We start from the raw sequence: 25481 nt of genomic DNA, 5'->3' as shown, positions 1-25481 counted from the left end.
TTCTTAGCTTGACGGATATGTAGTGCAACTGTAGCTGTAAAATAAAGTGTGATCAAAATATGTGGGGAGTTTTTAGATTATCTTTTAACACCAACATTATAATGCTCCAATTATAATAATTTGCTTCATTGTAAGTTAGTATTTTTTTCTGCAAATTATAAATCTAATGTCAACAAACAACTTAGATTACCAACCTTATAAGCAATATCATAATCATGAATAGTTAGGGAAAAGATAAAATAAGGTAATCAATTACATATCTGTATCCCAGGCGATTGCTTGCTATCTGCTCTTTATTGAATGGGATATTTTATCCCGCTATTTGCCGGACAGTAAGACCCCCACCTCAAAATTCAGCGGAAGCAAAGAAGTTAGGTGGGGGTCGGGCTGCCCGTAAAAGCCCGATTGGTGAGGGCTGATTAAAGTTTCACTTTATTTCATGCTTTTTGAAAGGGTGTTTTTAATGGATAAAAAAGTATCTGCCATTCCTCAGCCGAAAACATATGGACCGCTGGGGAATCTCCCATTAATCGACAAAGATAAACCGACCTTATCTTTTATCAAGATAGCGGAAGAGTATGGTCCTATTTTTCAAATTCAAACTTTAAGTGATACTATCATTGTCGTTTCTGGACATGAACTGGTAGCAGAAGTCTGTGACGAAACACGGTTCGATAAAAGTATAGATGGTGCTTTAGCAAAAGTTCGCGCCTTTGCTGGGGACGGGTTATTTACAAGTGAGACTGACGAGCCTAACTGGAAAAAAGCTCATAATATTTTGATGCCTACATTCAGCCAACGGGCAATGAAAGATTATCATGGCATGATGGTTGATATTGCTGTACAACTCGTTCAAAAATGGGCAAGACTGAATCCGAATGAAAACGTAGATGTTCCGGAGGATATGACCCGCCTTACATTGGATACAATTGGTCTATGTGGTTTTAATTACCGATTTAATAGCTTTTATCGTGAGACCTCTCATCCTTTTATCACTAGCATGAGCCGTGCTCTAGATGAAGCGATGCACCAATTACAGCGACTGGATATAGAAGACAAACTCATGTGGAGAACGAAACGTCAATTTCAGCATGATATCCAATCCATGTTTTCTTTAGTAGATAATATTATTGCTGAACGTAAAAGTAATGGAAATCAAGAAGAAAATGATTTACTTGCCCGTATGTTAAATGTGCAGGATCCGGAAACTGGTGAAAAATTAGATGATGAAAATATTCGTTTTCAAATTATCACTTTTTTAATAGCTGGGCATGAGACAACAAGTGGATTGTTATCTTTTGCAATCTATTTTTTATTAAAGAATCCGGATAAGTTGAAAAAAGCCTATGAAGAAGTAGATCGGGTATTGACAGATCCTACTCCAACATATCAACAAGTTATGAAACTTAAGTACATACGGATGATTTTAAATGAATCGCTACGTCTATGGCCTACTGCTCCAGCATTCAGTCTCTATGCAAAAGAAGATACAGTAATTGGTGGGAAATATCCAATTAAGAAAGGAGAAGATCGTATTTCTGTTCTTATTCCACAGCTACATAGGGATAAAGACGCATGGGGAGACAATGTGGAAGAATTCCAACCTGAACGATTTGAAGAGCCGGATAAGGTTCCTCATCATGCTTATAAGCCATTTGGAAATGGTCAACGAGCATGTATCGGTATGCAGTTTGCACTTCATGAAGCCACTCTCGTAATGGGAATGCTTCTTCAACATTTTGAATTAATCGATTATCAAAACTATCAGCTGGACGTAAAACAAACATTAACGCTAAAGCCCGGTGATTTTAAGATTAGGATCCTTGCCCGAAATCAAACGATCAGCCATCCTACTGTCCTTGCACCTATAGAAGAGAAGCAGAAAGACCATGAAATCAAGCAGCAAGTTCAGAAGACTCCTTCTATTATTGGAGCTGATAATCTTTCGCTGCTTGTTCTGTATGGCTCGGATACAGGGGTAGCAGAAGGTATTGCAAGAGAACTAGCAGATACAGCTAGTTTAGAAGGTGTTCAAACGGAAGTGGTAGCTCTTAACGAGCGAATTGGAAGTCTGCCAAAAGAAGGAGCAGTTCTTATTGTGACTTCTTCTTATAATGGAAAGCCGCCAAGTAATGCAGGGCAGTTTGTGCAGTGGTTGGAGGAATTAAAATCGGATGAGCTAAAAGGTGTTCAATACGCAGTTTTTGGTTGTGGAGATCACAATTGGGCTAGTACTTATCAGCGGATTCCAAGATACATTGATGAGCAAATGGCTCAAAAAGGAGCAACAAGATTTTCTAAACGCGGAGAAGCAGATGCAAGTGGTGATTTTGAGGAACAACTCGAGCAATGGAAACAAAGCATGTGGTCTGATGCGATGAGGGCATTTGGACTAGAACTTAACAAAAATATGGAAAAAGAGCGCAGTACTTTGAGTCTGCAATTTGTTAGTCGTCTTGGAGGATCTCCTCTTGCCCGAACATATGAAGCAGTTTATGCATCTATACTAGAAAATCGTGAACTCCAATCATCCAGCAGTGATAGAAGTACGCGGCATATCGAGGTATCCTTGCCAGAAGGGGCTACGTATCAAGAAGGAGACCACCTTGGAGTGCTGCCAATTAATAGCGAGAAAAATGTTAACCGAATTTTAGAACGCTTTGGATTAAATGGGAAGGATCAAGTCATACTGAGCGCAAGTGGGCGCAGTGTAAATCACATACCTTTAGACAGTCCTGTTAGTTTGTTTGACCTTATTAGTTATAGTGTCGAAGTGCAAGAAGCAGCCACTCGAGCACAAATACGAGAAATGGTGACATTCACAGCATGCCCTCCTCATAAAAAGGAATTGGAATCATTATTGGAAGAAGGAGTTTATCATGAAAGAATATTAAAGAAACGTATTTCAATGTTGGATCTTCTTGAAAAGTATGAGGCTTGTGAAATCCGATTTGAACGATTTTTAGAACTTCTTCCTGCGCTCAAACCGCGTTACTATTCTATTTCAAGCTCGCCACTCGTTGCACAGGATCGTCTGAGCATTACGGTTGGTGTTGTTAATGCACCTGCATGGAGTGGGGAAGGGACATATGAAGGAGTCGCTTCTAATTATTTAGCTCAGCGTCATAATAAAGATGAAATTATCTGTTTCATTCGAACGCCACAATCAAACTTTCAATTGCCTGAAAATCCAGAAACACCAATTATCATGGTGGGGCCAGGTACTGGAATTGCACCATTCCGTGGATTCTTACAAGCGCGTCGTGTTCAAAAGCAAAAAGGTATTAACTTAGGACAAGCGCATCTATATTTTGGTTGTCGTCATCCTGAAAAAGATTATCTTTATCGTACAGAACTAGAAAATGATGAAAGAGATGGATTAATCTCTTTACACACAGCTTTTTCTCGTCTAGAGGGACATCCAAAAACATATGTACAGCATTTAATAAAACAAGATAGAATCAATTTAATTTCGTTATTAGATAATGGAGCTCATCTTTATATATGTGGTGATGGAAGTAAAATGGCTCCGGATGTAGAAGATACCCTTTGTCAAGCATATGAAGAAATTCATGAAGTTAGTGAACAAGAAGCAAGGAATTGGTTGGATCATTTGCAACATGAAGGACGATACGGGAAAGATGTTTGGACTGGAATATAAATGATCCTTAATTAGATAAGTAATATGTAACGAATGAACTTCTTTCGACTAAATGTTACTTTACAAAATAAACGTATGGATAAAAATCCCGTATTTTTTATGGAATACGGGATTTTTCTATTTTTTAATAAGCTGGACTGATATTGTAGAAAAAGAAAAAATCTCATATGAAACTAAATTAGAGTGTTACACATAGAGTAGGGCCGTTCTATTAAAAAACTAAGTTTGATTAAATAAATGCGATAAAATCTTGTCAAAAATAATGAAATTTCAGGAAAAATAAGGTACACTAGTCAATGGTTTTGGTTTAAAATCGATTGACGTTAATGTCTATGGGGGAAAAATTGATGAACAACAATACAGTAAATGAATCAGTTGAAGAAGTTCATAAAAAACGAGTAAGATCAAGAAAACGTTCTCCGAATTGGAAATTTATCGCAGCGGGTGTTGGTATAATTGCGCTTCTCGTTGGGGGAGTGAGTTATTATCAGGCAACTCACTTCAATTCGAATGTTACGATTAATGACACCAAAGTTGGTGGTATGAGTGCTGATCAGGCAATACAGAAATTAAAAACATCTGGACTAGCAAATAAAGTCTATGTCGATCAACAACAAATTTTAGATGAAAAAGAGACAAAAACAGAACTTACGGAAAAAGATTTGCCTCAAGTTAAGAAACTATTAAAAAGCCAGTGGACATTTTTCCCTTCCTCAAAGGAAAAAAATTATTCAGTGCTACCGGAAAAGGCGGATCAGTATCGTAGTGAAACGATGAAAAAACTTGTAGAAGAAAAGCTCGTTTCTATGAATAAAGAATTAAAAGCACCTGAAGATGCTATGGCGAAGCTTGAACAAGGAAAAATTGTTATTTCGAAGAGCGTTGATGGAAAACAGTATGACGTTACTAGTCTATTGAAAGATTACGACAAACAGAAATATAAAAGCGAAATTCATCTGAAGTCTACATACATACAGCCTATTAAAGAAGACGATCCAATTATCAAAAAAGAGGAGCAAGCACTACAGAATCTTCTTGGGCAGTCCGTTGAATATAAAGTACAGAATGAAGTGTATCCTTTAAAAGCGAAAGATTTAATTCAAAATGCCTCTATGTCAAAGGATATGAAAGTGACAATCGATGCGAGTGACATTAAGAAAAAGATTACTGAAATTAATAATGCTAAATCAACATTAAATAAAAATTTCAGCTTTAAAACCCATTCCGGTTCGGTTATATCAGTAAAAGGACAAGGCTACGGCTGGGCACTAGATGTTGAAAAAGAAACAAAACAAGTTCAACAAGCTTTTGAAAAGGGTGAAAAATCGCTATCTGCTTCTAATATTCACGGAAATGGTTGGGAGAAGGAAGGTATCGGTTATGAAACAACAGCGAATAACGGTATTGGAGACACGTATGCGGAAGTTTCAATTGCAGATCAACAAATTTGGATTTATAAAGATGGCAAATTAGCAGTCACAACAAATGTAGTAACTGGTAAACATAGCACGAGTGAAGATACATCACCAGGTGTGTGGTACGTTCTGTATAAACGAACACCATACACGTTGAAAGGCAGCGCAGTAGGTAAAGCTGATTATGCAGTTAAAGTAGATTACTGGGTACCATTCACAAATAGCGGTCAAGGATTCCATGATGCTGGCTGGCGAACAAACTGGGCGAATAATGCCTATTTAACAGGGGGATCAGGTGGGTGTGTTAACCTTCTTCCTAATGTTGCAAAAACTGTGTATGATAATTTGAACACGTATGATCCAGTTATCGTGTACTAGAAAATAGCAATCTTGCGTGAAGCGATGTATGTAAGAAGAACTTAAATTAAAAAAAGAAGCAGAAAATCGTGAGTGATTTTCTGCTTCTTTTTTATTATGTATACTATGTACTTCTCGTGTGCGGGGGGAACTGTTATCTAGGTACATTTAAACATAACATGTGGTTATCAATTCAGAGAAAGGCATCTGATGGTATCTTTTCTTTATTTCCAAAAGAACTTGCTTAATATCATCATGAATTTTTATTGATGGCATTTATATATTTTTTTACTCATAAGAATAGAACTAGCTTAGTATTTACTGGGGGGATTAAGAATGAATAGGGATGAGACCTCATTACATCCTGATACGGGTGTTACGTCTGTCATGTTTGTTGAACGATCATTAAATGAAATTCGTTTTTGGTCTAGAATCATGAAGGAGCATTCTTTTTTTCTTCGATTGGGGTTTAGATGTGAGGATACCCAACTAATCGAAGAAGCTAATCAATTTTATCGATTGTTTGAACATATCGAACAAATAGCGTATTCCTATACAAATGAAACAGATCCTGAGCAAATAAAAAGATTTAATGCAGAAGTACAACAAGCTGCAACTAATATTTGGGGATTTAAAAGAAAAATTTTAGGATTAATTCTCACGTGTAAATTGCCAGGGCAAAATAATTTTCCACTGTTAGTTGATCATACAAGTAGGGAAGCTGATTATTTTAGAAAACGTTTAATTGAATTAAATGAAGATAAATTAGATGCCCTTCCTGATGCTATTATTAAAGAAAATGTTTTCTTTTTAAGGATTATGGCAGACCATGCTAAATTTATTGGTCATCTTCTTGATCCATCGGAAAGAAAGCTTGTAGATACAGCACGGAATTTTAGCAATGATTTTGATGAATTAATGTATCAAGCAATTGACTTAGAATCTATGAAACCACAATCTCAAACAGTTTCTCTTTTAGATCAATTTTTAGATCAAAATCGTGTGTCAGTCACATCTCTTCGGGATTTTAAGAAAACGGCACGTGATTTAATTGAGCAATGTAAAATAAAGAGTATCATTCATCCATTATTAGCAGATCATGTATTTCGTGAAGCGGATAGATTTCTTGAAATCATTGATATGTTTGATGCTCATCTTACCAATATTAAATCACAACCTAGATATTAAAAAATAAGGAAAGATACTATTTTTCCTTAAGCTGAGAAGTTAACAATTTATTGTTAGCTTCTTTTCCTTGTGATTTTTAATATTTCCAAGCAATGTAATGAAGTATAATTAGCATATAAGCTACAAGAACAAGGCAAACAGCTTGTGAAAATAGATAAGTGATTTCCTTCTGCAAAGATGTGTCGCGGTTGTAGAAACAAAAAAGAAATGTCACTATCTGAAAGAACAATGTAGACGATCGGAATTAAAAATGTTGAATAAAATTGACAATGAATATCATTTGCATTTATTATGGAATCGTCCCATGTAATTGGATATGATTTTTGTGAAAAAAAGTCTACTTTTTTATTAATGTAATAGATTTCAATTAAAATGTCACTTTCAAGAACTATCACTAATTTTTTTATGAATTTAAACGTAGGAAAGGGTAAGTAAAAATGAACTGGAAAAAAGGCGGATTATGGATTATTATTTTTTTCATTGTAAAAGGTACGATTTCTACACTTTTACTTGTTACAGGTGCTAAATATTTTAATTTATCATATATGCAACTTTTCGTACTAGTACTGATCTTATTACTGATTTCTCTCATAAGTCGAAAATTGCTTTATAGACATAAACAAAATAAAAAGCAAAAAGAGCTAAATATATAATGAAGCCCCAGAGACCTTTGGATTTCTGGGGTTTTACTTTTGGAAATTCATCCCGCTATTTGCGGGTAGTAAAACTCCCATCATTTACAATCTAGTAATAATTCATATAACCAAGAATACTTGGGCTAACAGATTTTATTAGAGTGCCATCATCTTTTTGTAACCGAATAGATTCATTACCGTTTCAGACTTATGTATGAATTCATAACCTAACAGTAAAAGGGGGATGATTGAAAATATGGCGAGTAATGAGGAATCAATTTGTCGACAGTTTGCCAGAATTATCGGTGGACAAGAAGGATTCGCCGGTGGAAAATGTGTAGCAACAATAAATCGGGAGGAAATACGAGCAACAATCTTAGGAAAACGTTTTAGAGTAACAACTTCCTTCTCATTTGAATCAAGAGATCATAAAACTGGACGGGCATTATGCCTAGGCCGAGTAGCACTCTTGCAAAAGGAAGTTACTGAATTTGTTGCTACAATTATTAAACAAGGTATAGTTGTTTCGTCTATACACAATGAATGGTTATGTGATAATCCGAATTTGATTTACGTTAATATCGAAGACGTTGATGATCCACTAATTTTCGCAAAAAAAGTTAGAAGAGCGTTATGCAAGTAACAAATTTCTTTCGTTAAATGTTTGATTTTATTAATTGGAATTTTTTAGAATAAATTTAAGTGAATGATTTTATAAAAAAGAAGGCGTTCCATATTTGGAATGTCTTTTCTTAATAATTTTGCCGCTAATGTCGGCTGTTACATTATTTTAATTGATTATATGCTGCTTATCTTGCAACAATAAGAACTGGGTGAGGTATGTTAACTTGATGGCGATGAGCTTCGATTGTGGAAAACCTCCAGATTTTTATTAGCTGGTTAGTTGAAGAAGAATTTGTTCCACAACCATTAAGTTATTATAATACAAAAAATCTTCTCCTGTAATCCCTTCAAATCGGTCAATCTCCGCGTCTTTTGAATTCCCTGAAAGTTGCTAAACTTAAGCTAAATAACGATACCCTCTCTAGAGAAATAATTAACATATCCTATGCAAGAAAGTTTAGGTAGCTAATAGCATATGTTTTATTGAAAGGGTGTGTTTGAATTATGGAAAGGCCGAATTGGGGAATTGGAGGATTAGTATTCGTTGGCTGCATGTTTCTTGGTGGAGGAGTGGGATCTATGTTAGGAAGTACTCAAACTGGATGGCTAATAGGAATGGGTACTGGATTTCTTGGGATGGCTTTAACGAGACTGATTAGAAAGTAATATAACGGGGATTCTTCTTCCGGTAAATAATGAAATATGTATGTAAGTAATTAATGCCATAAGAACTCTATAAATTATAGTTAGAAGCTTCTCTTTTGTATTTGTTTTTTCTGATTTTTTCCATACATAGATATGATTCTCAAGTCAGAGGATGGCACCTTAGGGTGTTTTTTTATGCCCTCTAAAAATATCTTAACATATAATAGCCGAGTTTTATCTTCAGTCGCCCAGCAAGCATAAAAGGAAAAACACCTTATAAAGTGAAAGTTTAATCAGTGGGGTGTATATCCCTCACTGATTATTAGCCCTCACCAATCGGGCTGTTACGGGCAGTTGATCCTCCACCTAACTTCTTTGTTTTCACTAAATTTTGAGGTGGGAGCGTTACTGCCCGTTACTGCGGGATAAAATAAAAATTCTGCACCATTTAAACTCTGGTAACAATACAAATGATCAAGAATAATTGAGCTAATAGATTTCGTTAGATTCCCATCGTCTTTTTTATAATAGCATAGATTCATTACCGTTTCAGACCTATGTATTCATTCATAACCTAACAGTAAAAGGGGCGATGATGAAAGGTATGGCGATTAATGAGGAATCAATTTGTCAACAGTTTGCAAGAATTATCGGCGGACAAGAAGGATTCGTCGGTGGAAAATGTGTGGCTGCCTGTAGATATCAAATTTTATAAAATGTTATAAGAACATCATAAAAAGAAAGAGGATGAAGCGCTAAAAATTACTGTGGTCATATTAAGCGGGGAGATCTACGGAACTTCTGTAGAATGGAGAAGAAATAGTCAGCAGAAATCACACCAGAGGAATGTATGGAATAGATTTTGACTTTGAAAACAATAGGTAATTCATTTGACAATTAAAATGACCTAATTTAATATATATGTCATAGCATATAAATAGTGAAACAAATACATTCACTGTGAATAATTGACTGGTATGCTATATCCTTTTATATCTTAATTTATAGAGGTGATCCATGAACTTACATGATTTAATAGGCTATCTTGTTCATCGTACTGATGTGAAAATGACTAATTATTTTACTAAGAAATTAAAGCCTTATGGAGTTACACCAGAGCAGTGGGGAATTATTAGTGTTCTTTGTAGCCAAAGGGGCACTACTCAAAAAGAGTTAGCAGAAGCTATTGATAAAGATCAAACTACTGTCGTAAGAATGATACAGTCAATGGAGAGAAAAGGGATTGTAAAGAAGGCTTTGAATGACCAAGATAGGCGTTCACATAACCTTTTTTTAACTGAAAAAGGTGACGAGTTAAAGAAAACCATCTTGCCTGTAGTGAAAGACGCTCACCATTTCGTTACGAGTAATTTGAGCGAGGAAGAGATTAAAGTATTACAATCATTATTAAACAAATTGTATGATACACGCTATTAATACTTGTTCCTTATTAATACTATGCTATTCATAAGGAACAAACTTTGTTTTATGTATTATATATGCTATAGCATATAATTTCATTTGTTTAGAGGAAGGAGAAGGTAGCTTTATTTTCTATGATATGTGATTCAGGATCACTTTTTTATCTAGTACCAGTCAAATTTCTGTATTATATATGCTATAGCATATAATTTTCACTCCTTTAAAATTGAAGCAATTTCTCTATGATCAATCTCAGGAAATAGGGTATAGGTAGTGACTACTGCCTGAACAATACTGAGTTTTGATCAAATAATAAGAAAGGTGTGATTACTATTTTAATTTTCATCAATATTGTAAAAGTTTTGTTGTTTGTGTTCTTTTTAATGACAGGTACGAAAATTATTTCTGGGAAAATGGCAGAGGAGTTCAAACGATTTGGTTTACCTTCGTTTTTTAATTTCTTAACTGGAGCTTTTGAAATTGTAGGAGCAATTGGAATGTTGATAGGAATTTGGATTCCAATAGTAGCTTTATTAGCAGGATTATTGTTAGGCGGTACGATGCTTGCAGCTGCATTAACTCTTATTGTATTAGCGAGAGATTCCTTTAAGAAAGCGATACCTGCACTTGTTTTGTTTGTCCTTAGTATAGGAATAAGTTGTTATCATATTTTTTAAACATAACCTGAAGCCGTTAAACTGTATGAGTTCAAGTTGCTAACATTTTGTGATTTTTTTACAAATAGGGGGATTCTCAAATTAATGCTTGAATAATAATAGCAATACGAATTTAGACATTACTATTATTCGAATCATAATTAGTAAAAGAATGGGAAGGATTTTTATACAAAGGAATTCCTGATGAATTTTATATTAAAAATAGGAGTGAGTAAAAATGGCGTATTTATTACAAGTTGATTTTCCGTTTGAAGGTCCTTTTGGTGAAGAAATGGAAGAAGCATTTTGGGATTTAGCAAATAGTATTAACGAAGAAGAAGGATTCCACTGGAAAATATGGACTGAGAATGAAGAAACAAAAGAAGCTGGAGGCATTTATGTATTTGAGGAAAAACAAGATGCTGAAAAATACGCTGAAATGCACAAGAACAGACTTGAAGCAGTTGGTGTTAAAAATATTAGAGTAAGAATTTTTAACATCAATGAAAAGTTAACGGAACTGAATCGTGGGTATATTAAATAATTTCGACAGTCGGAGGAAGCGTAAAAGGAGGGGGATAATCCCCTCTTTTTTAAATTCTTAAATTGATGGTGAGGGGATTTGTGTATCGGTATATTGTTTCTTGGAAAAGGATGTATGAAGTGTAATATATGAGAGTTCTTACATTTGTGAAAGTGACGTGAAAGTACTGTGGGGGAATTTTTCTCTCGCTCATCAATATGGTCCAAGATGAAAGGAAAGAAATTAACTTATTTCTTTTTATTTTTATAATAAAATATAATTAGTAAATCAAAAATGATGATAATAATTAGAAGTAATACTTCTATAAGCGCATCAGTTTTCCCATGTTGTAAAGACTTTACAAAGAAATCCCATTCTGTTTCATAGGGAGGTTCTACCCAATTTCGCTGCAGTCCTAACACCATTCCATTTATGAAAAAGATAATACTTAATAGGATTCTTCCAACAAATACGGCAACTACTTTTAAATTCCAATGCTTTATCTTAATTACATACAGAATAGGGAATAGTATAAGAATCCAAAAAACAATAATATAGATTATATTTATCATTCTTTACTCCTAATAAAATGATTGTTTTAATATAGCTCATTCTTCGGATTGAAGATATGTTTCCTTATTACTGGTTAAAAACAAGGGCCGGAATTCCGGCTCTTTTTCTATCCTGCAAAATAAAGTCTTACTTTATCTCTCCGTCTCAAAAAACTCAATCCACTCGCCATCAGGGCCAGCGAAGAATATGTAACGTGTTCCATCTGGTAATGTTTCGATTTCTTCTCCTAGTAAAAATGTTACGCCGTGTTTTTGAATTCTTTCAATTTCATCTTCTAATGAATCCACTTTAAAGCAAATATGATGTACTTTTCCTTCTGCTGGAAGAGAAGAGTTATAACCTTCGATGAGTTCCAGTATCGTTTCCTTCGATTCTTCCACACCTAAAAAGGCGAGTTTTAAATCTGGATTCGGGTGCCCCATACGTTTAATGAGCTGTAAGCCGACTACTTTTTCATAAAAAGTAATAGATGTTTCTAAGTTTGCAACCATAAGTCCAACGTGTTCTATTCTTCTAACTGGCATGTAGATTCCTTCTTTCTGAAAATTTTATATGTAAAATGATATTGAAAATTAAGAAAATAAGCAAGATAAAAACCTTACAAATTTTAGCGTGTTATATGGTATAGTGAGAAAGTATGTTTGGGGAGAAGGAAGGAGATTATACGATGAATACACCTACTCAAACTCCTTCATTATCGGAAACGATGAAAGAGTGGCATTATGCATTAGCATATGAAATTAAACATTGGAAAACGATAGGCGGTAGTAAAATTTCTATCATGAACGGTCGTTTTTTATATACAGATTATGAAAATACAGTGTATGTATTTCAGCTTATTTCGGAAGTAAGCTTACCTGAAGGTTCACCAATTCGAATTGAGTTCGATGGTGAGGAAGCGACAGGGGAAGTATTATCTGTACATGGATTAGAAATAGAACTGAAATTAAATGATTATATACAAGGCGAAATAAGAGAAGCGGTTTTATATAGTGAACCGTGGCAATTGTTAGAGCAACTGCAAGAGAGATTGAAAGAAGCGCGAAAAGATAAACTGAAACGTAATCGTATAAAGCGTCTTGTCGATGGGACGAGTAGTCCCAAGCATATTGAGAAGATGAAAAATACGAAAAATGAATTGGCGTATCGTTCATTTTACAATCCGACAACGTACGTATGGGGACCGCCTGGAACAGGGAAGTCGTACAATTTATCACGTATTATTTCGGCTCATTACCAAAAAGGAAAGTCGGTACTTGTGTTAGCTCATAGTAATGCGGCAGTGGACGTATTAATGAGTGAAGTAACGAAGCAAATTGAAAAGAAAAAGAAATGGACGCCTGGCGAAATTGTTCGTTACGGTTATAGTCAACATGAACATATACGAAATCATGAAACGTTACTTGCGTCGAAGTTAGTTGAAACGACGAACGGATCATGGGGTGAGGAAAGACTCTACTTAGAAGAAACACGCCAAGAACTTCGTGAAAAGATTTTATCGTATAAAGCAACATCTGCTGATAAGAAGCGTATACAAGAGATTGAAAGTGATCTTCGAAAGCAAAAAGCGAAAATTAAAGAAGTAGAAAAAGAATATATTGAAAATGCGAAAGTAATTGGTGCGACTTTATCAAAATGTGCAATTGATTCACTTATTTATGAGCGTACATTTGATTTAGTTGTCGTAGATGAAGTGAGTATGGCGTTCGTTCCGCAAATCGCATTAGCTGCTTCACTCGGAAAACGTATCGTCGTTTGTGGTGACTTTTTACAGTTACCTCCGATTGCGATGGCGAACCATGAACTCGTTCGCAAATGGCTCGGCGAAGAAATGTTTTATCATGCCGGCATTGTTGATTCTGTAAATAAATCAGAAGCACATCCCAACCTTTTTATGTTGCAGGAACAAAGACGTATGCATGCGGACATATCGAAGTTTACGAATTCATTTATTTATAAAAATAGAGTATACGATCATCCGTCTGTTTCAGAGCGTAAAGAACTTGCACAGTTACAGCCGTTCGCAAATGAGGCGAGTGTTTTATTTGATACGAGTTTAATGGGAGCATTTTCGTTAAAAGATGCTGCTTCGGGTTCTCGTTTTAATATTATGTCTGGTTTAGTAGCGATGCAAATGATGTTAATCGGACTGCTAGATGGTGTGCAATCTATCGGTGTGGTTACGCCTTACAGGGCGCAGTCACGCTTTTTATCAACGTGTATCAGGGAAATGTTGCAGAGAACGAAATATCAAAAGATACCAGTATTAGCGGCGACAGTTCATAAGTTTCAAGGTTCTGAAAGAGATATGATGATCTTTGATACAGTTGATAGTTATCCACAAGAACGACCTGGTGTGTTATTCTTTGACCATAAAAATCATCGCCTCGTCAATGTAGCAGTAACGAGAGCGAGAGGGAAGTTCATTCAATTATCGGATTGCCATTATATGCGTAAAAATCTTTCGAGAAAACAAGCGTTATCACAATTAACAGCTCATATAGAACGTCACGGGGATGTGTATGATCGCACGACATCCAGACAATTATGGGAGCGGAAAATATCGAAACGATTACGCTGGTTTATGGAAATGAATCTGGAGGAAACGAAAGGGCTATTAAAAGATATTTTAGCCGCAAAACGAAAAATCATTATTTCACTTCCAAGTACGAAGCAAGTAGATAAACGAGTATGGCAAGCGTTAATGCGTACAAATGCACAAATAACGGTTTATAGTGATGGACCAGTTCCATTGAAAAATGTAAAGTTACAAAGACAAAATAAAGCATTCCCATTTGTATTAATCGATGATGAAATCTTTTGGGCAGGGGCACCACTCACATCTCAAATGATGTTTGAAGGTAGTACGGAATTTCCGTACATATGTGCAAGACTACAAGCACCTGAGACAATTGGTGTATTAAAAGGATTTTTAGATATTCGGTAAATTCGCATAGGAATTCCTTGACTTTTGCTTGGAATGAACTTAGAATGAAAATAATTTAATACAATTTTATGAAAATTCTTATCACGAGAGGTTGAGGGACTGGCCCTATGACACCTCGGCAGCGGATTCTTTACGAATACTGTGCCAATTCCAGCAAGGTAACTTGAAAGATAAGAAAGAAGCTCATTTTGACTGTATATACAGAAGCCTCTTTCTATCTTTTAGAAAGAGGCTTTTTTACGTGAAAATAAAAGGAGGAAGAAAAATGGGAGCGACAGGAGTAACGTCACAAAGAAAAACAATTGAAGAGAGCATAGAAAGAAATAAGGAAAAGTACATAAAAACAAGTCATGATATTCATGCGAATCCAGAGATTGGTAATCAAGAATTTTATGCATCAAGAACGTTAAGTTTATTACTAGGTAGTGCTGGTTTTCAGCTGCAGCATAATATAGCTGGGCATGAAACAGGTTTTATCGCACGAAAAAGTTCAGGAAAACAAGGACCAGTTATCGCATTTTTAGCGGAATATGATGCTTTACCAGGACTCGGTCATGCGTGTGGTCACAATTTAATTGGCACAATTAGCGTTGCAGCAGCAATCGCATTATCAGAAACGCTTGAAGAAATCGGCGGAGAAGTTGTCGTGTTTGGAACACCAGCAGAAGAGGGCGGGCCTAATGGTAGCGCAAAGTCGAGTTATGTAAAAGCTGGGTTATTTAAAAACATTGATGCGGCGCTTATGATTCATCCGAGCGGAAAGACAGCGACGACGAGCCCTTCACTAGCAGTCGATCCACTTGATTTTCATTTTTACGGAAAAACAGCTCATGCCGCAGCTTCACCTGAAGAAGGGATTAACGCATTAGATGCGGTGATTCAGCTTTACAACAGTATTAATGCACTTCGCCAACAACTTCCCTCAGACGTGAAAATTCATGGCGTCATTACAGAAGGCGGAAAAGCACCTAACATTATTCCTGACTACGCCGCAGCAAGGTTCTTCATCCGTGCAGCTACGCGAAAAAGATGTGCGGAAGTAACAGAAAAAGTAAGAAATATAGCACAAGGAGCAGCGTTAGCAACAGGTGCAAAAGTAAAAATTCATCAATTCCAAAATGAAATCGATGAACTACTCGTAACAAAAACATATAACGACATCGTAGCGGAAGAACTAGAACTACTAGGTGAAGAGGTAAATCGTAAAGAAAGAATCGGCATCGGCTCAACCGACGCCGGAAACGTCAGTCAAGTCGTACCGACTATTCACCCGTACATTAAAATCGGTCCAGATGACTTAATTGCGCATACGAATGAATTTAGAGAAGCAGCCCGTTCAGAACTAGGAGATAAAGCGTTAATTACATCGGCAAAAGCATTAGCAAATACGGCGTATCGATTAATTACGGAAGAAGGGTTGTTAGAGAAGGTGAAGGAAGAGTTTAGAGAGGCGCAGAGGAACCAGGGATAAGGGAATTAAGGTGCTCTTTTCGAATAGCAATCTAATTAATAAGTAGAGATATAAAAAAAGAACATTGAAATATCAATGTTCTTTTTTGTTTACTAATCATTGATTTTGTTGGTTTTTCTCATAAAGGAAAAACTTTTACTGTTAGCGGGAGATAATACGTATCCCTTTATCAGAACGACAATTTCTCCTCAAACTCACTCTTTAAAACAATTAAAGGAGATGATAATCCGAATTGCATTAACGAGTCTAAAAATGTAGCGAGAGAATCCATCGAATCGCTCATGACCTTCATCATATAATTAAATTCCCCGCTAATTCGATATAAATCTGTTACTTCAGGAGCGGCATTACAATATTGGATAAAATCAGAGCATTGGCTCGTTTTAAACATGATGAATGCTTGAATGTTTTTATTAATTTTGGAAGGCTCAAATTTTGTTCGGTAAGCTGCGATAACTCCTTGATCTTCAAGTTTATTCATACGTTCCTTTACAGCAGGCTGTGTCATGGATATGATCCGTCCGATTTCTGAAACGGAAATTCTCGCATTTTCATATAACAAGTTCATAATTTTATGGTCAATTTCATCCAATTTTACTGCGTTTTGCATTGTGTAGCCTCCTTATTTTGTTTTTTAAGTGAATCACAAATTATAACTATAATATCATAAGTGAACGAACTAAATTACCTATAAATCTATATTTAAAATGATTGGTGTTTGCATGAAAATATAAGTATAGGTTTTTATCAAACGGAAATTTAGGAAGGATGGAAAAAATGAAGAATCTTGATGGGAAAGTAGCGTTAGTAACAGGAGCGAGTCGCGGCATTGGCCGTGCCATTGCAATGAGATTGGCGAAAGATGGTGCATTAGTTGCGATTCACTACGGCCGAAATAAAACAGCTGCAGATGAAACGATTAGTGAGATTGAATCTAATGGAGGAAAAGCGTTCTTAATTGAAGCTGAGCTCAATTCAATGGATGGTGTCAAAAAGCTAGTAGAACAATTAAAAAATGAATTACAAATAAGAGTTGGTACATCAGAGATTGATATTCTAGTAAACAATGCAGGGATAGGTACACAAGGAACGATTGAAAATACGACAGAAGAATTTTTTGATGAAATTATGGCCGTAAATATTAAGGCGCCATTCTTTTTAATTCAGCAAACATTACCGTTACTACGAGCAGAGGGGCGCGTTATTAACATTTCATCAGCTGAAGTAAGACTTGGTTTTACAGGATCCATTGCATACGGTTTAAGTAAAGGTGCACTCAATACGATGACACTTCCTCTAGCTAAACATCTTGGAGAAAGAGGTATAACAGTGAATACAATTATGCCTGGATATACGAAGACTGATATGAATGTGAAATTGCTAGTTAATCCGGAAATACGAAATTTTGCTACGAATTCATCTGTGTTTGGACGAATAGGACAAGTTGAAGATATTGCAGATGCAGTAGCATTCCTTGCTTCTTCTGATAGCCGCTGGGTAACGGGGCAGATTATAGATGTTTCTGGAGGGTTTTGTTTATAGGGGCACTACTCCATACCCATCAAGCTAATCAAGTAAATTACTAGATATGAAACGATCCTTGTTTCAGTCTGAACAATAAGAAGGCGTCCTAAGGGGAATGGAACCAATCAAACTATTCGACAAGGAAAGAATCGTAATAAAAGGTGAAATTATGAAAAAGTATGCCTATAATGAAATCACTCTTATGCAGTATATTATTTTAATTAATGGAGTGCAGGTGGGCACTGGCGTTTTATCGCTTCCACGTGTGCTTGCAGAAAAGGCTGGAACAGATGGATGGATAGCTATATTGATTGGTTGGATTTTCTCCACAATATCAGGTGTGTTTATAGTGAAAACAGCTGCAAGATATCCTGAGGATACGATTTATGATATTCTTATACGATTGTTTGGAAAAATAGTAGGGAAAGCATTCGTTGTTATTTACATGATGTACTTCGCTTTTTATTCTTGTATCGTTCTTATAAACGCTATGCTTTACCTTAAGGGATGGCTTCTCCCGAAAACACCTGACTATATAGTTATCTTGTTATTTTCGATTCCTACCTATTTTGTTGCACGTAACGGTCCTAGCATTCTAGGGCGATACTCAGAACTTTTCTTTTATATGGCGCTTTGGATTCCGATATTTTTTTTGATCCCTCTTAAAGAGAATGGAAGTTGGATGCCCTTCTTTCCGCTTTTAAAAGAAGGATGGAAACCGATATTAACGGCTGTACCAAGCACTGTTTTTGCTTATTTAGGGTTTGATATTGCTTTCTTTTTATATCCGTTTTTACAAAAAAAACAGTATGCAGTCCATGGAATGATTATAGCAAACACCTTAACGATGTTATTTTATTTATTTGCTACTATTGTTTGCTTTGCCTATTTTAGCCCTGATAGCATTACGCAATATAATCAACCGGTAATAAATTTACTGAAAGTAATTGAATTTCGTTTTTTAGAACGTTTTGACATGATTTTATTGGCTGTTTACTTAACCATTGTTTCAACATCATGGATTCCTGCCCTATACTGTTCTGTATTTTGTTCAAGCCAATTACTTAGAAAACAAGATCACAGCTCTCATGTAGTTGTTCTCTTATTACTTATTATCGGATTCACATTTTGGACTCATCCTAGTTGGAATGAAGCCGAAATTTGGCAACAGGTATTATCAAATGCTGGATTAGGATTAACATATATATCACCTATTATTTTGTGGCTATATTGCTGTCTATACGAGAAGTTTCGCCAGGGGAGGATACATTGAAAAGAAAAGTACTATGTTGTATTTTGTTATTGGTGTTCATGATGACTGGATGCTTCGATCAAAGAAATGTTGAAGATGTTTCTCTTACTCTTATTCTTGGTCTCGATTTAGATCGTAATGATAATTTATTAGTGTATATATCAAGCCCTGTTTTCAATAAAGAAGCAAAAATAAAAGAAGAAACAACTGGTGTGAAATCTGCTACGGTCCGAAAAGCTAGAGACCAATTTGATGCTACGGTTATGGCGCTTACTGCGGGAAGTAAAACACAGGTTATTTTAGTTGGAAAAAGGTTACTGAAACAAAAAAACTGGGAAAATTACCTCGATCCATTTTACCGTGATCCAAAAAATACAGTTACTGCAAGGGTTCTCGCTGTAGATGGACCTGTTTCGGACGTTATCTTCTATAGCCCAAAGGATAAGCCACGACTTCCTATATATTTAACAAAACTAGTTGATACCGCTTTTTTAAGAAATATCACAGTAAAAACAACTCTTCAAGAACTATATGAGCAAAGAGCAGACAAAGGGCTAACAGCAAATATTACTGAAGTGAAAAAAAAGAATAAAATATGGGTGACAGGTACCGCTTTATTGGATGAAAAAGGAAAATATAAATTAACGCTAAAACCTGATGAAAACAAACTCTTACGCATTTTGCAACAAGGAACTACAGGGGAGTTTTCATTTACAGTTCCAATTAAGCTAAATTCGGATAGTCAAGATAAAGATTTGATAAGTTTTACTGCCTACGGAATTAAAGTAAAGACAAAGACAAGATATGATGAGCATTTTATATTTAATATAGATGTAAAGATGAGAATTGGTATTACAGAACGACTTTTTTCCTTTAATACAAGAAAGGACGCAGAAAAATTACAAAAGGCAATTGAAACCAAGCTTGAAGCTGATTTCAAGCAATTAATACAAAAAATACAAACCGCCAAAATTGATCCTATTGGGCTTGGAGAATATGCAAGAACTTACACATATCCAGAATGGAAAAAAGTCCAAAATAAATGGAATAATGAATTAGCAAAGGGTGATGTAAACGTCAAGGTTAACATTAAAATTGGCGGAATGGGAACGATTAAGTAACATGAATTCAACTGTGATTCGTACTAAGATTGCAAGTACTGTCTACTTTAGAAGGAGAAATGTCTTTAATAGGAGTACCGTCACATCGCTATGAACCTTAAATTTTATAGTACCCCCAGAACGAAATTTTGTGTTAACTTGTAACAAAAACGCTCATTTTTTCGTCTTGGGGTAATTCTGAATTCTTAAGGTGATGGCGATGGGGTATTGACCCTACCTATCAACTTAAAAATTTTATAACACCTCAAGCTAAAAATTTCGTGTATTTTTGACAGAAGGCAGCTTATTTTTCGTTTTGGGGGTATTTGCATTTCTTAGCTTGATGGTGATGTGACGGTACCACAATCGTAATTTATATGAAAAGAACTCCTCAACAGATGAAAGAGTTCTTTTTTATTTTCACATTCATTTTTCATCTTTCATTGATCAATAGACATTCCAACAAATACCTCTAAAAAGAACGTAAGTTCGTAAATAATCAGAACAAACTTTCAAAAGATCCTTACGCAATCTATTACCATGCGTACTACTCAATAGGAAAAAATGCCTGCCACTCCCTGAGAAATGTCGAATCTGCAAAATTCATTCAACATTTCCAGGATGATGACAATGGATTATTTTTTATAATTCTATTTTCTGGTCACCACGTTTCTCTAGGTTTTTAGCAGTTTTACTTTGGGCAACATCTTTTTGGTCTTTAAAGGTTCCCATGAGAAAATCATAGGCTGGATTCGTAACACCATACCAGTAATTTTCATTTTTGAAGTGATGCCATAAATGAACTTTTTTCATCCATCGCCCCCATGGTGATATTGGTTGAAGGGGGCGATGCGCGATATAATGCTTCCACTCATAAAATAATAAAAAGAGCATAATACCTGCAATAAATGCGTTTGTCATGACAAAGCTGGATGAAAGAAAATAAAAAATCGCTCCTGAAATTACAATGTTTGGCACACTATACCATAAGGGTAAAAATAATAAATGTAATTCATTCGGATTTGTATGATGGTCATAATGTAGGCGCTTAAGCGTTTTTAATAAAAATGCATTCTTTGGTGGCTTTAGATGAAAAATAAACCTGTGAGTAGCGTACTCAGCTAAGGAATACATAATCATTCCCAAAATAAAAGCACCCCAAATTCCGATAGAGGTTAAATGTAAAATCATAAATCCAAAGCTAGTGAGGAAAAGACAGCTCATAATCAAAATATCAGGATAGGAAAAATATTCTTTAAAATATTTTAGTTTCATTTATCACGCCTCCAGCTTTCTTTATTTTTTTTCTATCTTTCCAAAGAGCCAAGCTTTTCTCCAATGTTGTCTTACACAATCTTTCTGCTTCAATCGCATCTCCCTTTAATGCAGCTTTTAATAAATCGTGATAATAGTTGAAGGATAACTCACGATGATCTTTTACAGAAAAATACCTTTTTGCCATATCTACATAAATGGAATCAAAGCTATTTAAAATGAGTAGAAAGATTGGATTGGCAGCAAGCCCAGCACACCTTTTTTGCAAATCCCAATCAAATGCTGCATAGCTTTCTGCACTATCTTCAAGTTGCTCAAGATTAGCAAGGAGAGCAACCACTTTAGGTTGATTAAACGTAACAGCATTACGAATATAAGTCGGAGTCAACGAACTTCTAAATTCTAATAAATACATAATAAATTCATCTGTAATGGTATGATGATTCTCAACAATATTAATAAGAGTCGTTAGATTACCATTGCTCCAATAATCATTAATAATCGATGGCATTCCTTTTCTCCCTGTTATCCATCCACTTCTTCCTAAACGTTGAAGCGCCTCACGAATAGTTGGGCGACCAACACCAAATTCTTTCGCAAGCTCTCTTTCCGGCGGTAAAGTGCTTCCTATAGAATAAACACCGGCCAATATGGATTTAATTAATTCGTTCACAATTTTATCTGAGGTGCGTTCCTTTTCTTTCAAGTCATCGTCTCCTTTATTTTATGGTAATACATGTTCAAGACATTGGTAATACCAAAATTATATAATAAATTTGAATTTTCTGTCAATGATAAAGGAGTGAATTTTTATAATTAGGATTGTCGAACTTTCTATATATTTCTATGAAAAGAATAGTTTATTTTCATTGCTTGCGCGCTCAATTTCTTTAATTTTAAGAAAATTTATTTATCAATCCGCTATTTTAGAACAAGGAAAAAACCATCACTATAGAACCAGGAGAAGATCCATTTTATTTATGATTAATGACAATGACAAGATAGAGAATTATGAACTGGAAGGAATATAAAGGGGATGAAAATGATTGTTCCTGCAAAAGGAAAGGACAATGCCTGTCAAGTTGTAATTATTGAGGATGTTTTAAATAAAGCTGAATTAGAAAAGATTATACTTTCCATGCTAAATCAAAAAATAGGGTTCTTAAGATAAGTATCTTAAGAACCCTATTTTTTGAAAAGAACTTCTAAATTGGACTGAGGAAATTTAAGATTCCTAAAATAACTAAGATCTAATTAACCATAGAAATATAAAATTCCCATTTTGGACGTACTTCAGAATATTAGCTTGATAGCGATGGGGAAGCACCACATCACCATCAAGCTAATACTTTCATATCCCCCTAAATTAAAATTTTCTTTCTCTACAGATAGCTATTCTGAGAAGCCGCTCATTTTTTCGTTTTGGGGGCATTTCTTTTTCTTAAGTTGATGGGCATGTATGGTGACTTCTATTAGACGATAGTGAATTAACAATTTCGGGGTTCAGTTCAACTTTATTCAAAATAAGATTTCTTTACAGTAAAATCAATGTTAGTGGAATTTTTTTATCAAATTTTTTTCTAAATTAACATAAATACTTGCAATGTTTAGATTAGTACTATATAGTTCTAGTTATGACAAAGGTAAAATTAATGAATCAAAAACGTGTGATTGAAGTAGCTGCAACATTATTTTTAGAAAAAGGGTTTGCTTATACAAGTATGGATGAATTAGTACGTGTAAGCAAAGTTTCAAAGTCTAATGTGTATTATCATTTTTCTAATAAGGAAGTATTATTAGAAGGGGTCGTTGATTATTGGATTGAAATGTATCAATCTGCAATTGATGACGTACTTTCTCAGAACCAATTTTTAGTTGAAGATCGTATCCAACTGTTTTTAAAGCAATTATCACAAGGAGTTCAATCGAGAGAGTATAAGGGGAGCTGTCCATTTATTACTCTTTATATTCAAAGTCCTAAACAGGCCACGCAAATAAAAGAAAAAATAGGTCTTTTTTTTACAGGATTACAAAAGAAAGTTTCTCTATTACTTAAACAAGGGGTAGAGAATGGAGAATTCAGAAATACGATTAATATTGATGAGGTTGCATCACTGTTTATTACAAATCTTGAAGGAGCGTTATTTATTTCAGAAACATTGAAAGATGCAACTGTAATCACGAAAACAGCAGATCATTTTTTAAAATTGCTTCGATAAAAGAAGCATTTTTTTTACATCAAATTAGTACTGATTAGTACTAAAAAGGAGATCTTATATGAGAACAGTATTTTTAATTGGTGGAACAGGCTTTATTGGAAAGCAATTAGTGAAAGAATTAGCCAAAGAGGATGTTAAAATTCTTCTTTTAGTGAGGTCGAAAAGTAAAGCAATACGCCTTTTTCAAGAAAGAGGCATCTTAAAAAAGGAAGTTATGCACTTTATTGAAGGTGATTTGACGAAAATAGATTTAGGTCTAAGTGCTGAAGATAAGGAGAGGGTATTGAAAACGGATGTGATTATTCACGCAGGAGGCCCCATGGATATTCAAGCGACAAGTAAAGAGGCAGCTTCCGTATTTTTAAATGGCGCAAAACATATTAGTGAATTAGCTAAAAGTATTCATCAATTGAAGGGCTTGCAACAATTTATTCATGTTGTAGGTTATATGAGCCCCTTTGATGATAAAAATAGCAAGATTGCAATTGATGTGTTTCAAGAAGGAAACAATTATTTGAAAATAAAAAATCCATATGAGAGAACAAAATTTTTAGCAGATCTTTATATCCGTCACCAGGCAGCAGCAGTAGGTTATCCGCTTTCTGTAATTAATCCGCCAACTGTAGTCGGTAGTAGTAAAACAGGGAGTACAGAGCAGATAGCAGGATTAGGTTTGCTTGTGATGAGCATGCGAAGAGGGCTCATGCCAGTGATTCCTGGGGGTAAGGGATATAGGTTACCACTTATTTCAAACGATGAGCTTGCGAAGTTTATTGTGCAGGTTTTCAGATTGGAACAACCGACTATTCAAACATATACACTTGTTGAAGACAAACAGCACGATCAGAACATTGCTGAATTATTAAGTATTATGTCGGAAAGTATGAATATGAGGGCACCAAAAATCTCTGTCCCAATGCCACTTATGAAAGCAATTATGAATAGTGGAGTAAGTAAAATAACAAAAATTCCTTCTGATGGACTGAATTTTATTACAAAACGAAAATTTTCAAATGTTTCAGCGAAAAAAATTATGGGAGGAGATTGGTTTAAGAAGGCGAGTGTAATGAAATTTTTCCCTGCCGTAGTAGCTGATCTGGATTATCGAATGATGTATCAAAATGGCCAGCATAATCATTTATTTAAACGAACATTATGCGATAACACTACCCTTTACCAATTACAAGGAGAGGGTAAACCGTTTATTTTATTACATGGTTTATTGAGCGATGGAGAAGATTTATTTCCTTTAGCACAAGAGCTTCATGAAAAAACTGGTCAACCTGTATGGGTCTTGGATCTTCCAGGTTTGGGACGTTCTCCTTTTAAACTAGAGAAAAATCTTCTAGATATCTATTTGAATGTAGTGAAAAAGTTATTGGAGAAAGCTACTAATGGTGCACATCTAATTGGCCATTCATTCGGTGCGTTTATTCTTCTGGAAGCATTGGTACAAGAGTACATAGATAAGAAGTATGCAATCACTTTACTTCAGCCACCTGTTGCTAAAAAAAATGCTAAATCGCTAAATATTCCTCAATTTATGAACAAATGGACATTAAAATTGGCAACTACTAATTTGATAGGGCGTTATTTATTAAGTAATGGTTTGTTTGAAAGTATGGAGAGCATCCCTGAACAGTATATTGAAAAAATAAGTAACAGTTTTACTTCTCCTAGAATTTTAAATACTACGGTTCAGCTTAACAGTTTACTACTGAAAAACGATCAAGGTGATTTCAATGAAGTAACAAAGTATAATCTTCACATTATTTGGGGGGATTATGACAGAGGCTATTCTGCTCCATCGCATCTTGGTAAGGTTGATTTTGTTCCATATGGCCATCATTTTCCTCTTAGCCATCCGAGTGAAACGGCAACATTAGTAATAAAAAATAGTAATATTAGCAGATGAGAGTGTGGGATAAATAAAAAGTGTGTAGTAAGATCGTTGTGTCTTTGAAATAAAATTGTACTGTTTGGGGTCCCATCCC

General features: G+C 35.1%; 22 protein-coding genes, 2 pseudogenes and 1 riboswitch. Of the genes and pseudogenes, 19 read left to right on the top strand and 5 right to left on the bottom strand.

Annotation, left to right across the window (positions count from 1 at the left end):
• Positions 1–463 precede the first annotated feature (463 nt).
• The 11 genes and pseudogenes from cypD (at position 464) to ACS2MN_RS09380 (ending at position 11147) form a co-directional block, all read left to right on the top strand.
• Complete coding sequence (gene cypD / locus ACS2MN_RS09430; protein ID WP_198130364.1) at positions 464–3661, top strand: bifunctional P-450/NADPH--P450 reductase; 3198 nt, start codon at positions 464–466, stop codon at positions 3659–3661.
• A 347-nt stretch (positions 3662–4008) separates the two neighbouring features.
• Positions 4009–5454 carry a L,D-transpeptidase family protein gene (locus ACS2MN_RS09425; protein ID WP_001064113.1) on the top strand — a complete coding sequence of 482 codons (1446 nt, stop codon included), beginning with the start codon at positions 4009–4011 and terminating at the stop codon, positions 5452–5454.
• A gap of 315 nt (positions 5455–5769) precedes the next feature.
• A complete protein-coding gene (locus ACS2MN_RS09420) occupies positions 5770–6621 on the top strand; it encodes a DUF2935 domain-containing protein (RefSeq protein WP_346994504.1) in 852 nt (283 codons plus the stop codon).
• A gap of 108 nt (positions 6622–6729) precedes the next feature.
• Positions 6730–6849 (top strand): annotated as a pseudogene (locus tag ACS2MN_RS09415) (RNA-guided endonuclease TnpB family protein); the annotation flags it as partial.
• Between the two features lie 209 nt (positions 6850–7058).
• A complete protein-coding gene (locus ACS2MN_RS09410) occupies positions 7059–7274 on the top strand; it encodes a hypothetical protein (RefSeq protein ID WP_001104095.1) in 216 nt (71 codons plus the stop codon).
• 238 nt (positions 7275–7512) lie between these two features.
• A complete protein-coding gene (locus tag ACS2MN_RS09405) occupies positions 7513–7899 on the top strand; it encodes a DUF1259 domain-containing protein (protein ID WP_346994505.1) in 387 nt (128 codons plus the stop codon).
• Between the two features lie 485 nt (positions 7900–8384).
• Positions 8385–8546, top strand: coding sequence for a hypothetical protein (locus ACS2MN_RS09400; protein ID WP_000441014.1), 162 nt, complete (start codon positions 8385–8387; stop codon positions 8544–8546).
• Between the two features lie 544 nt (positions 8547–9090).
• A pseudogene (locus ACS2MN_RS09395) lies at positions 9091–9216 on the top strand (DUF1259 domain-containing protein); the annotation flags it as partial.
• Positions 9217–9542: 326 nt separating this feature from the next.
• Positions 9543–9962 carry a MarR family winged helix-turn-helix transcriptional regulator gene (locus ACS2MN_RS09390; RefSeq protein ID WP_001048561.1) on the top strand — a complete coding sequence of 140 codons (420 nt, stop codon included), beginning with the start codon at positions 9543–9545 and terminating at the stop codon, positions 9960–9962.
• A gap of 311 nt (positions 9963–10273) precedes the next feature.
• The gene (locus ACS2MN_RS09385) at positions 10274–10624 is read left to right on the top strand and encodes a DoxX family protein (RefSeq protein ID WP_044810070.1); all 351 of its coding nucleotides are present in this window, start codon (positions 10274–10276) and stop codon (positions 10622–10624) included.
• Between the two features lie 217 nt (positions 10625–10841).
• Positions 10842–11147 (top strand): monooxygenase, encoded by a 306-nt coding sequence (locus tag ACS2MN_RS09380; RefSeq protein ID WP_000323748.1) that lies wholly within the window; start codon positions 10842–10844, stop codon positions 11145–11147.
• A 227-nt stretch (positions 11148–11374) separates the two neighbouring features.
• Here the strand turns inward: ACS2MN_RS09380 and ACS2MN_RS09375 are convergent, their stop codons facing one another.
• Together ACS2MN_RS09375 and ACS2MN_RS09370 are read right to left on the bottom strand one after the other, a co-directional pair.
• The gene (locus ACS2MN_RS09375) at positions 11375–11698 is read right to left on the bottom strand and encodes a hypothetical protein (RefSeq protein WP_098139113.1); all 324 of its coding nucleotides are present in this window, start codon (positions 11696–11698) and stop codon (positions 11375–11377) included.
• Positions 11699–11830: 132 nt separating this feature from the next.
• Positions 11831–12223: a VOC family protein gene (locus tag ACS2MN_RS09370; protein ID WP_001145291.1), complete on the bottom strand. Its 393-nt coding sequence runs from the start codon at positions 12221–12223 to the stop codon at positions 11831–11833.
• A 113-nt stretch (positions 12224–12336) separates the two neighbouring features.
• Between ACS2MN_RS09370 and ACS2MN_RS09365 the strand changes: the two genes are divergently transcribed.
• Together ACS2MN_RS09365 and ACS2MN_RS09360 are read left to right on the top strand one after the other, a co-directional pair.
• On the top strand, positions 12337–14646 hold the full coding sequence (locus ACS2MN_RS09365) for an AAA domain-containing protein (RefSeq protein ID WP_346994506.1): 2310 nt from the start codon (positions 12337–12339) through the stop codon (positions 14644–14646).
• A 75-nt stretch (positions 14647–14721) separates the two neighbouring features.
• A riboswitch (SAM riboswitch) is annotated at positions 14722–14823 on the top strand.
• Between the two features lie 88 nt (positions 14824–14911).
• Positions 14912–16117: a M20 family metallopeptidase gene (locus tag ACS2MN_RS09360; protein WP_000501381.1), complete on the top strand. Its 1206-nt coding sequence runs from the start codon at positions 14912–14914 to the stop codon at positions 16115–16117.
• Between the two features lie 169 nt (positions 16118–16286).
• Here the strand turns inward: ACS2MN_RS09360 and ACS2MN_RS09355 are convergent, their stop codons facing one another.
• The gene (locus ACS2MN_RS09355) at positions 16287–16727 is read right to left on the bottom strand and encodes an Lrp/AsnC family transcriptional regulator (RefSeq protein WP_001178574.1); all 441 of its coding nucleotides are present in this window, start codon (positions 16725–16727) and stop codon (positions 16287–16289) included.
• Positions 16728–16894: 167 nt separating this feature from the next.
• Between ACS2MN_RS09355 and ACS2MN_RS09350 the strand changes: the two genes are divergently transcribed.
• The 3 genes from ACS2MN_RS09350 to ACS2MN_RS09340 all read left to right on the top strand — a co-directional run bounded on the left by ACS2MN_RS09350 (position 16895) and on the right by ACS2MN_RS09340 (position 20014).
• Complete coding sequence (locus ACS2MN_RS09350) at positions 16895–17659, top strand: SDR family oxidoreductase (protein ID WP_346994507.1); 765 nt, start codon at positions 16895–16897, stop codon at positions 17657–17659.
• A 151-nt stretch (positions 17660–17810) separates the two neighbouring features.
• Positions 17811–18914 carry a GerAB/ArcD/ProY family transporter gene (locus tag ACS2MN_RS09345; RefSeq protein ID WP_015000689.1) on the top strand — a complete coding sequence of 368 codons (1104 nt, stop codon included), beginning with the start codon at positions 17811–17813 and terminating at the stop codon, positions 18912–18914.
• Positions 18911–20014 (top strand): Ger(x)C family spore germination protein, encoded by a 1104-nt coding sequence (locus ACS2MN_RS09340; RefSeq protein WP_000824422.1) that lies wholly within the window; start codon positions 18911–18913, stop codon positions 20012–20014. Before ACS2MN_RS09345 ends, ACS2MN_RS09340 begins: the two co-directional genes overlap by 4 nt.
• A gap of 621 nt (positions 20015–20635) precedes the next feature.
• Here the strand turns inward: ACS2MN_RS09340 and ACS2MN_RS09335 are convergent.
• Together ACS2MN_RS09335 and ACS2MN_RS09330 are read right to left on the bottom strand one after the other, a co-directional pair.
• Positions 20636–21268 (bottom strand): sterol desaturase family protein, encoded by a 633-nt coding sequence (locus ACS2MN_RS09335; RefSeq protein ID WP_000770122.1) that lies wholly within the window; start codon positions 21266–21268, stop codon positions 20636–20638.
• Positions 21249–21974: a GntR family transcriptional regulator gene (locus tag ACS2MN_RS09330; RefSeq protein ID WP_000659656.1), complete on the bottom strand. Its 726-nt coding sequence runs from the start codon at positions 21972–21974 to the stop codon at positions 21249–21251. Before ACS2MN_RS09330 ends, ACS2MN_RS09335 begins: the two co-directional genes overlap by 20 nt.
• A gap of 336 nt (positions 21975–22310) precedes the next feature.
• Between ACS2MN_RS09330 and ACS2MN_RS09325 the strand changes: the two genes are divergently transcribed.
• The 3 genes from ACS2MN_RS09325 (at position 22311) to ACS2MN_RS09315 (ending at position 25402) form a co-directional block, all read left to right on the top strand.
• The gene (locus ACS2MN_RS09325; protein ID WP_254905107.1) at positions 22311–22439 is read left to right on the top strand and encodes a hypothetical protein; all 129 of its coding nucleotides are present in this window, start codon (positions 22311–22313) and stop codon (positions 22437–22439) included.
• 481 nt (positions 22440–22920) lie between these two features.
• The gene (locus ACS2MN_RS09320) at positions 22921–23487 is read left to right on the top strand and encodes a TetR/AcrR family transcriptional regulator (RefSeq protein WP_001072320.1); all 567 of its coding nucleotides are present in this window, start codon (positions 22921–22923) and stop codon (positions 23485–23487) included.
• 58 nt (positions 23488–23545) lie between these two features.
• A complete protein-coding gene (locus ACS2MN_RS09315) occupies positions 23546–25402 on the top strand; it encodes an alpha/beta fold hydrolase (RefSeq protein WP_001261107.1) in 1857 nt (618 codons plus the stop codon).
• Positions 25403–25481: the final 79 nt, after the last annotated feature.

The sequence above is a fragment of the Bacillus cereus group sp. BceL062 genome (assembly GCF_051780025.1).
Classification (GTDB): domain Bacteria; phylum Bacillota; class Bacilli; order Bacillales; family Bacillaceae_G; genus Bacillus_A; species Bacillus_A toyonensis.
This window is presented reverse-complemented; position numbering and strand designations above follow the sequence as displayed.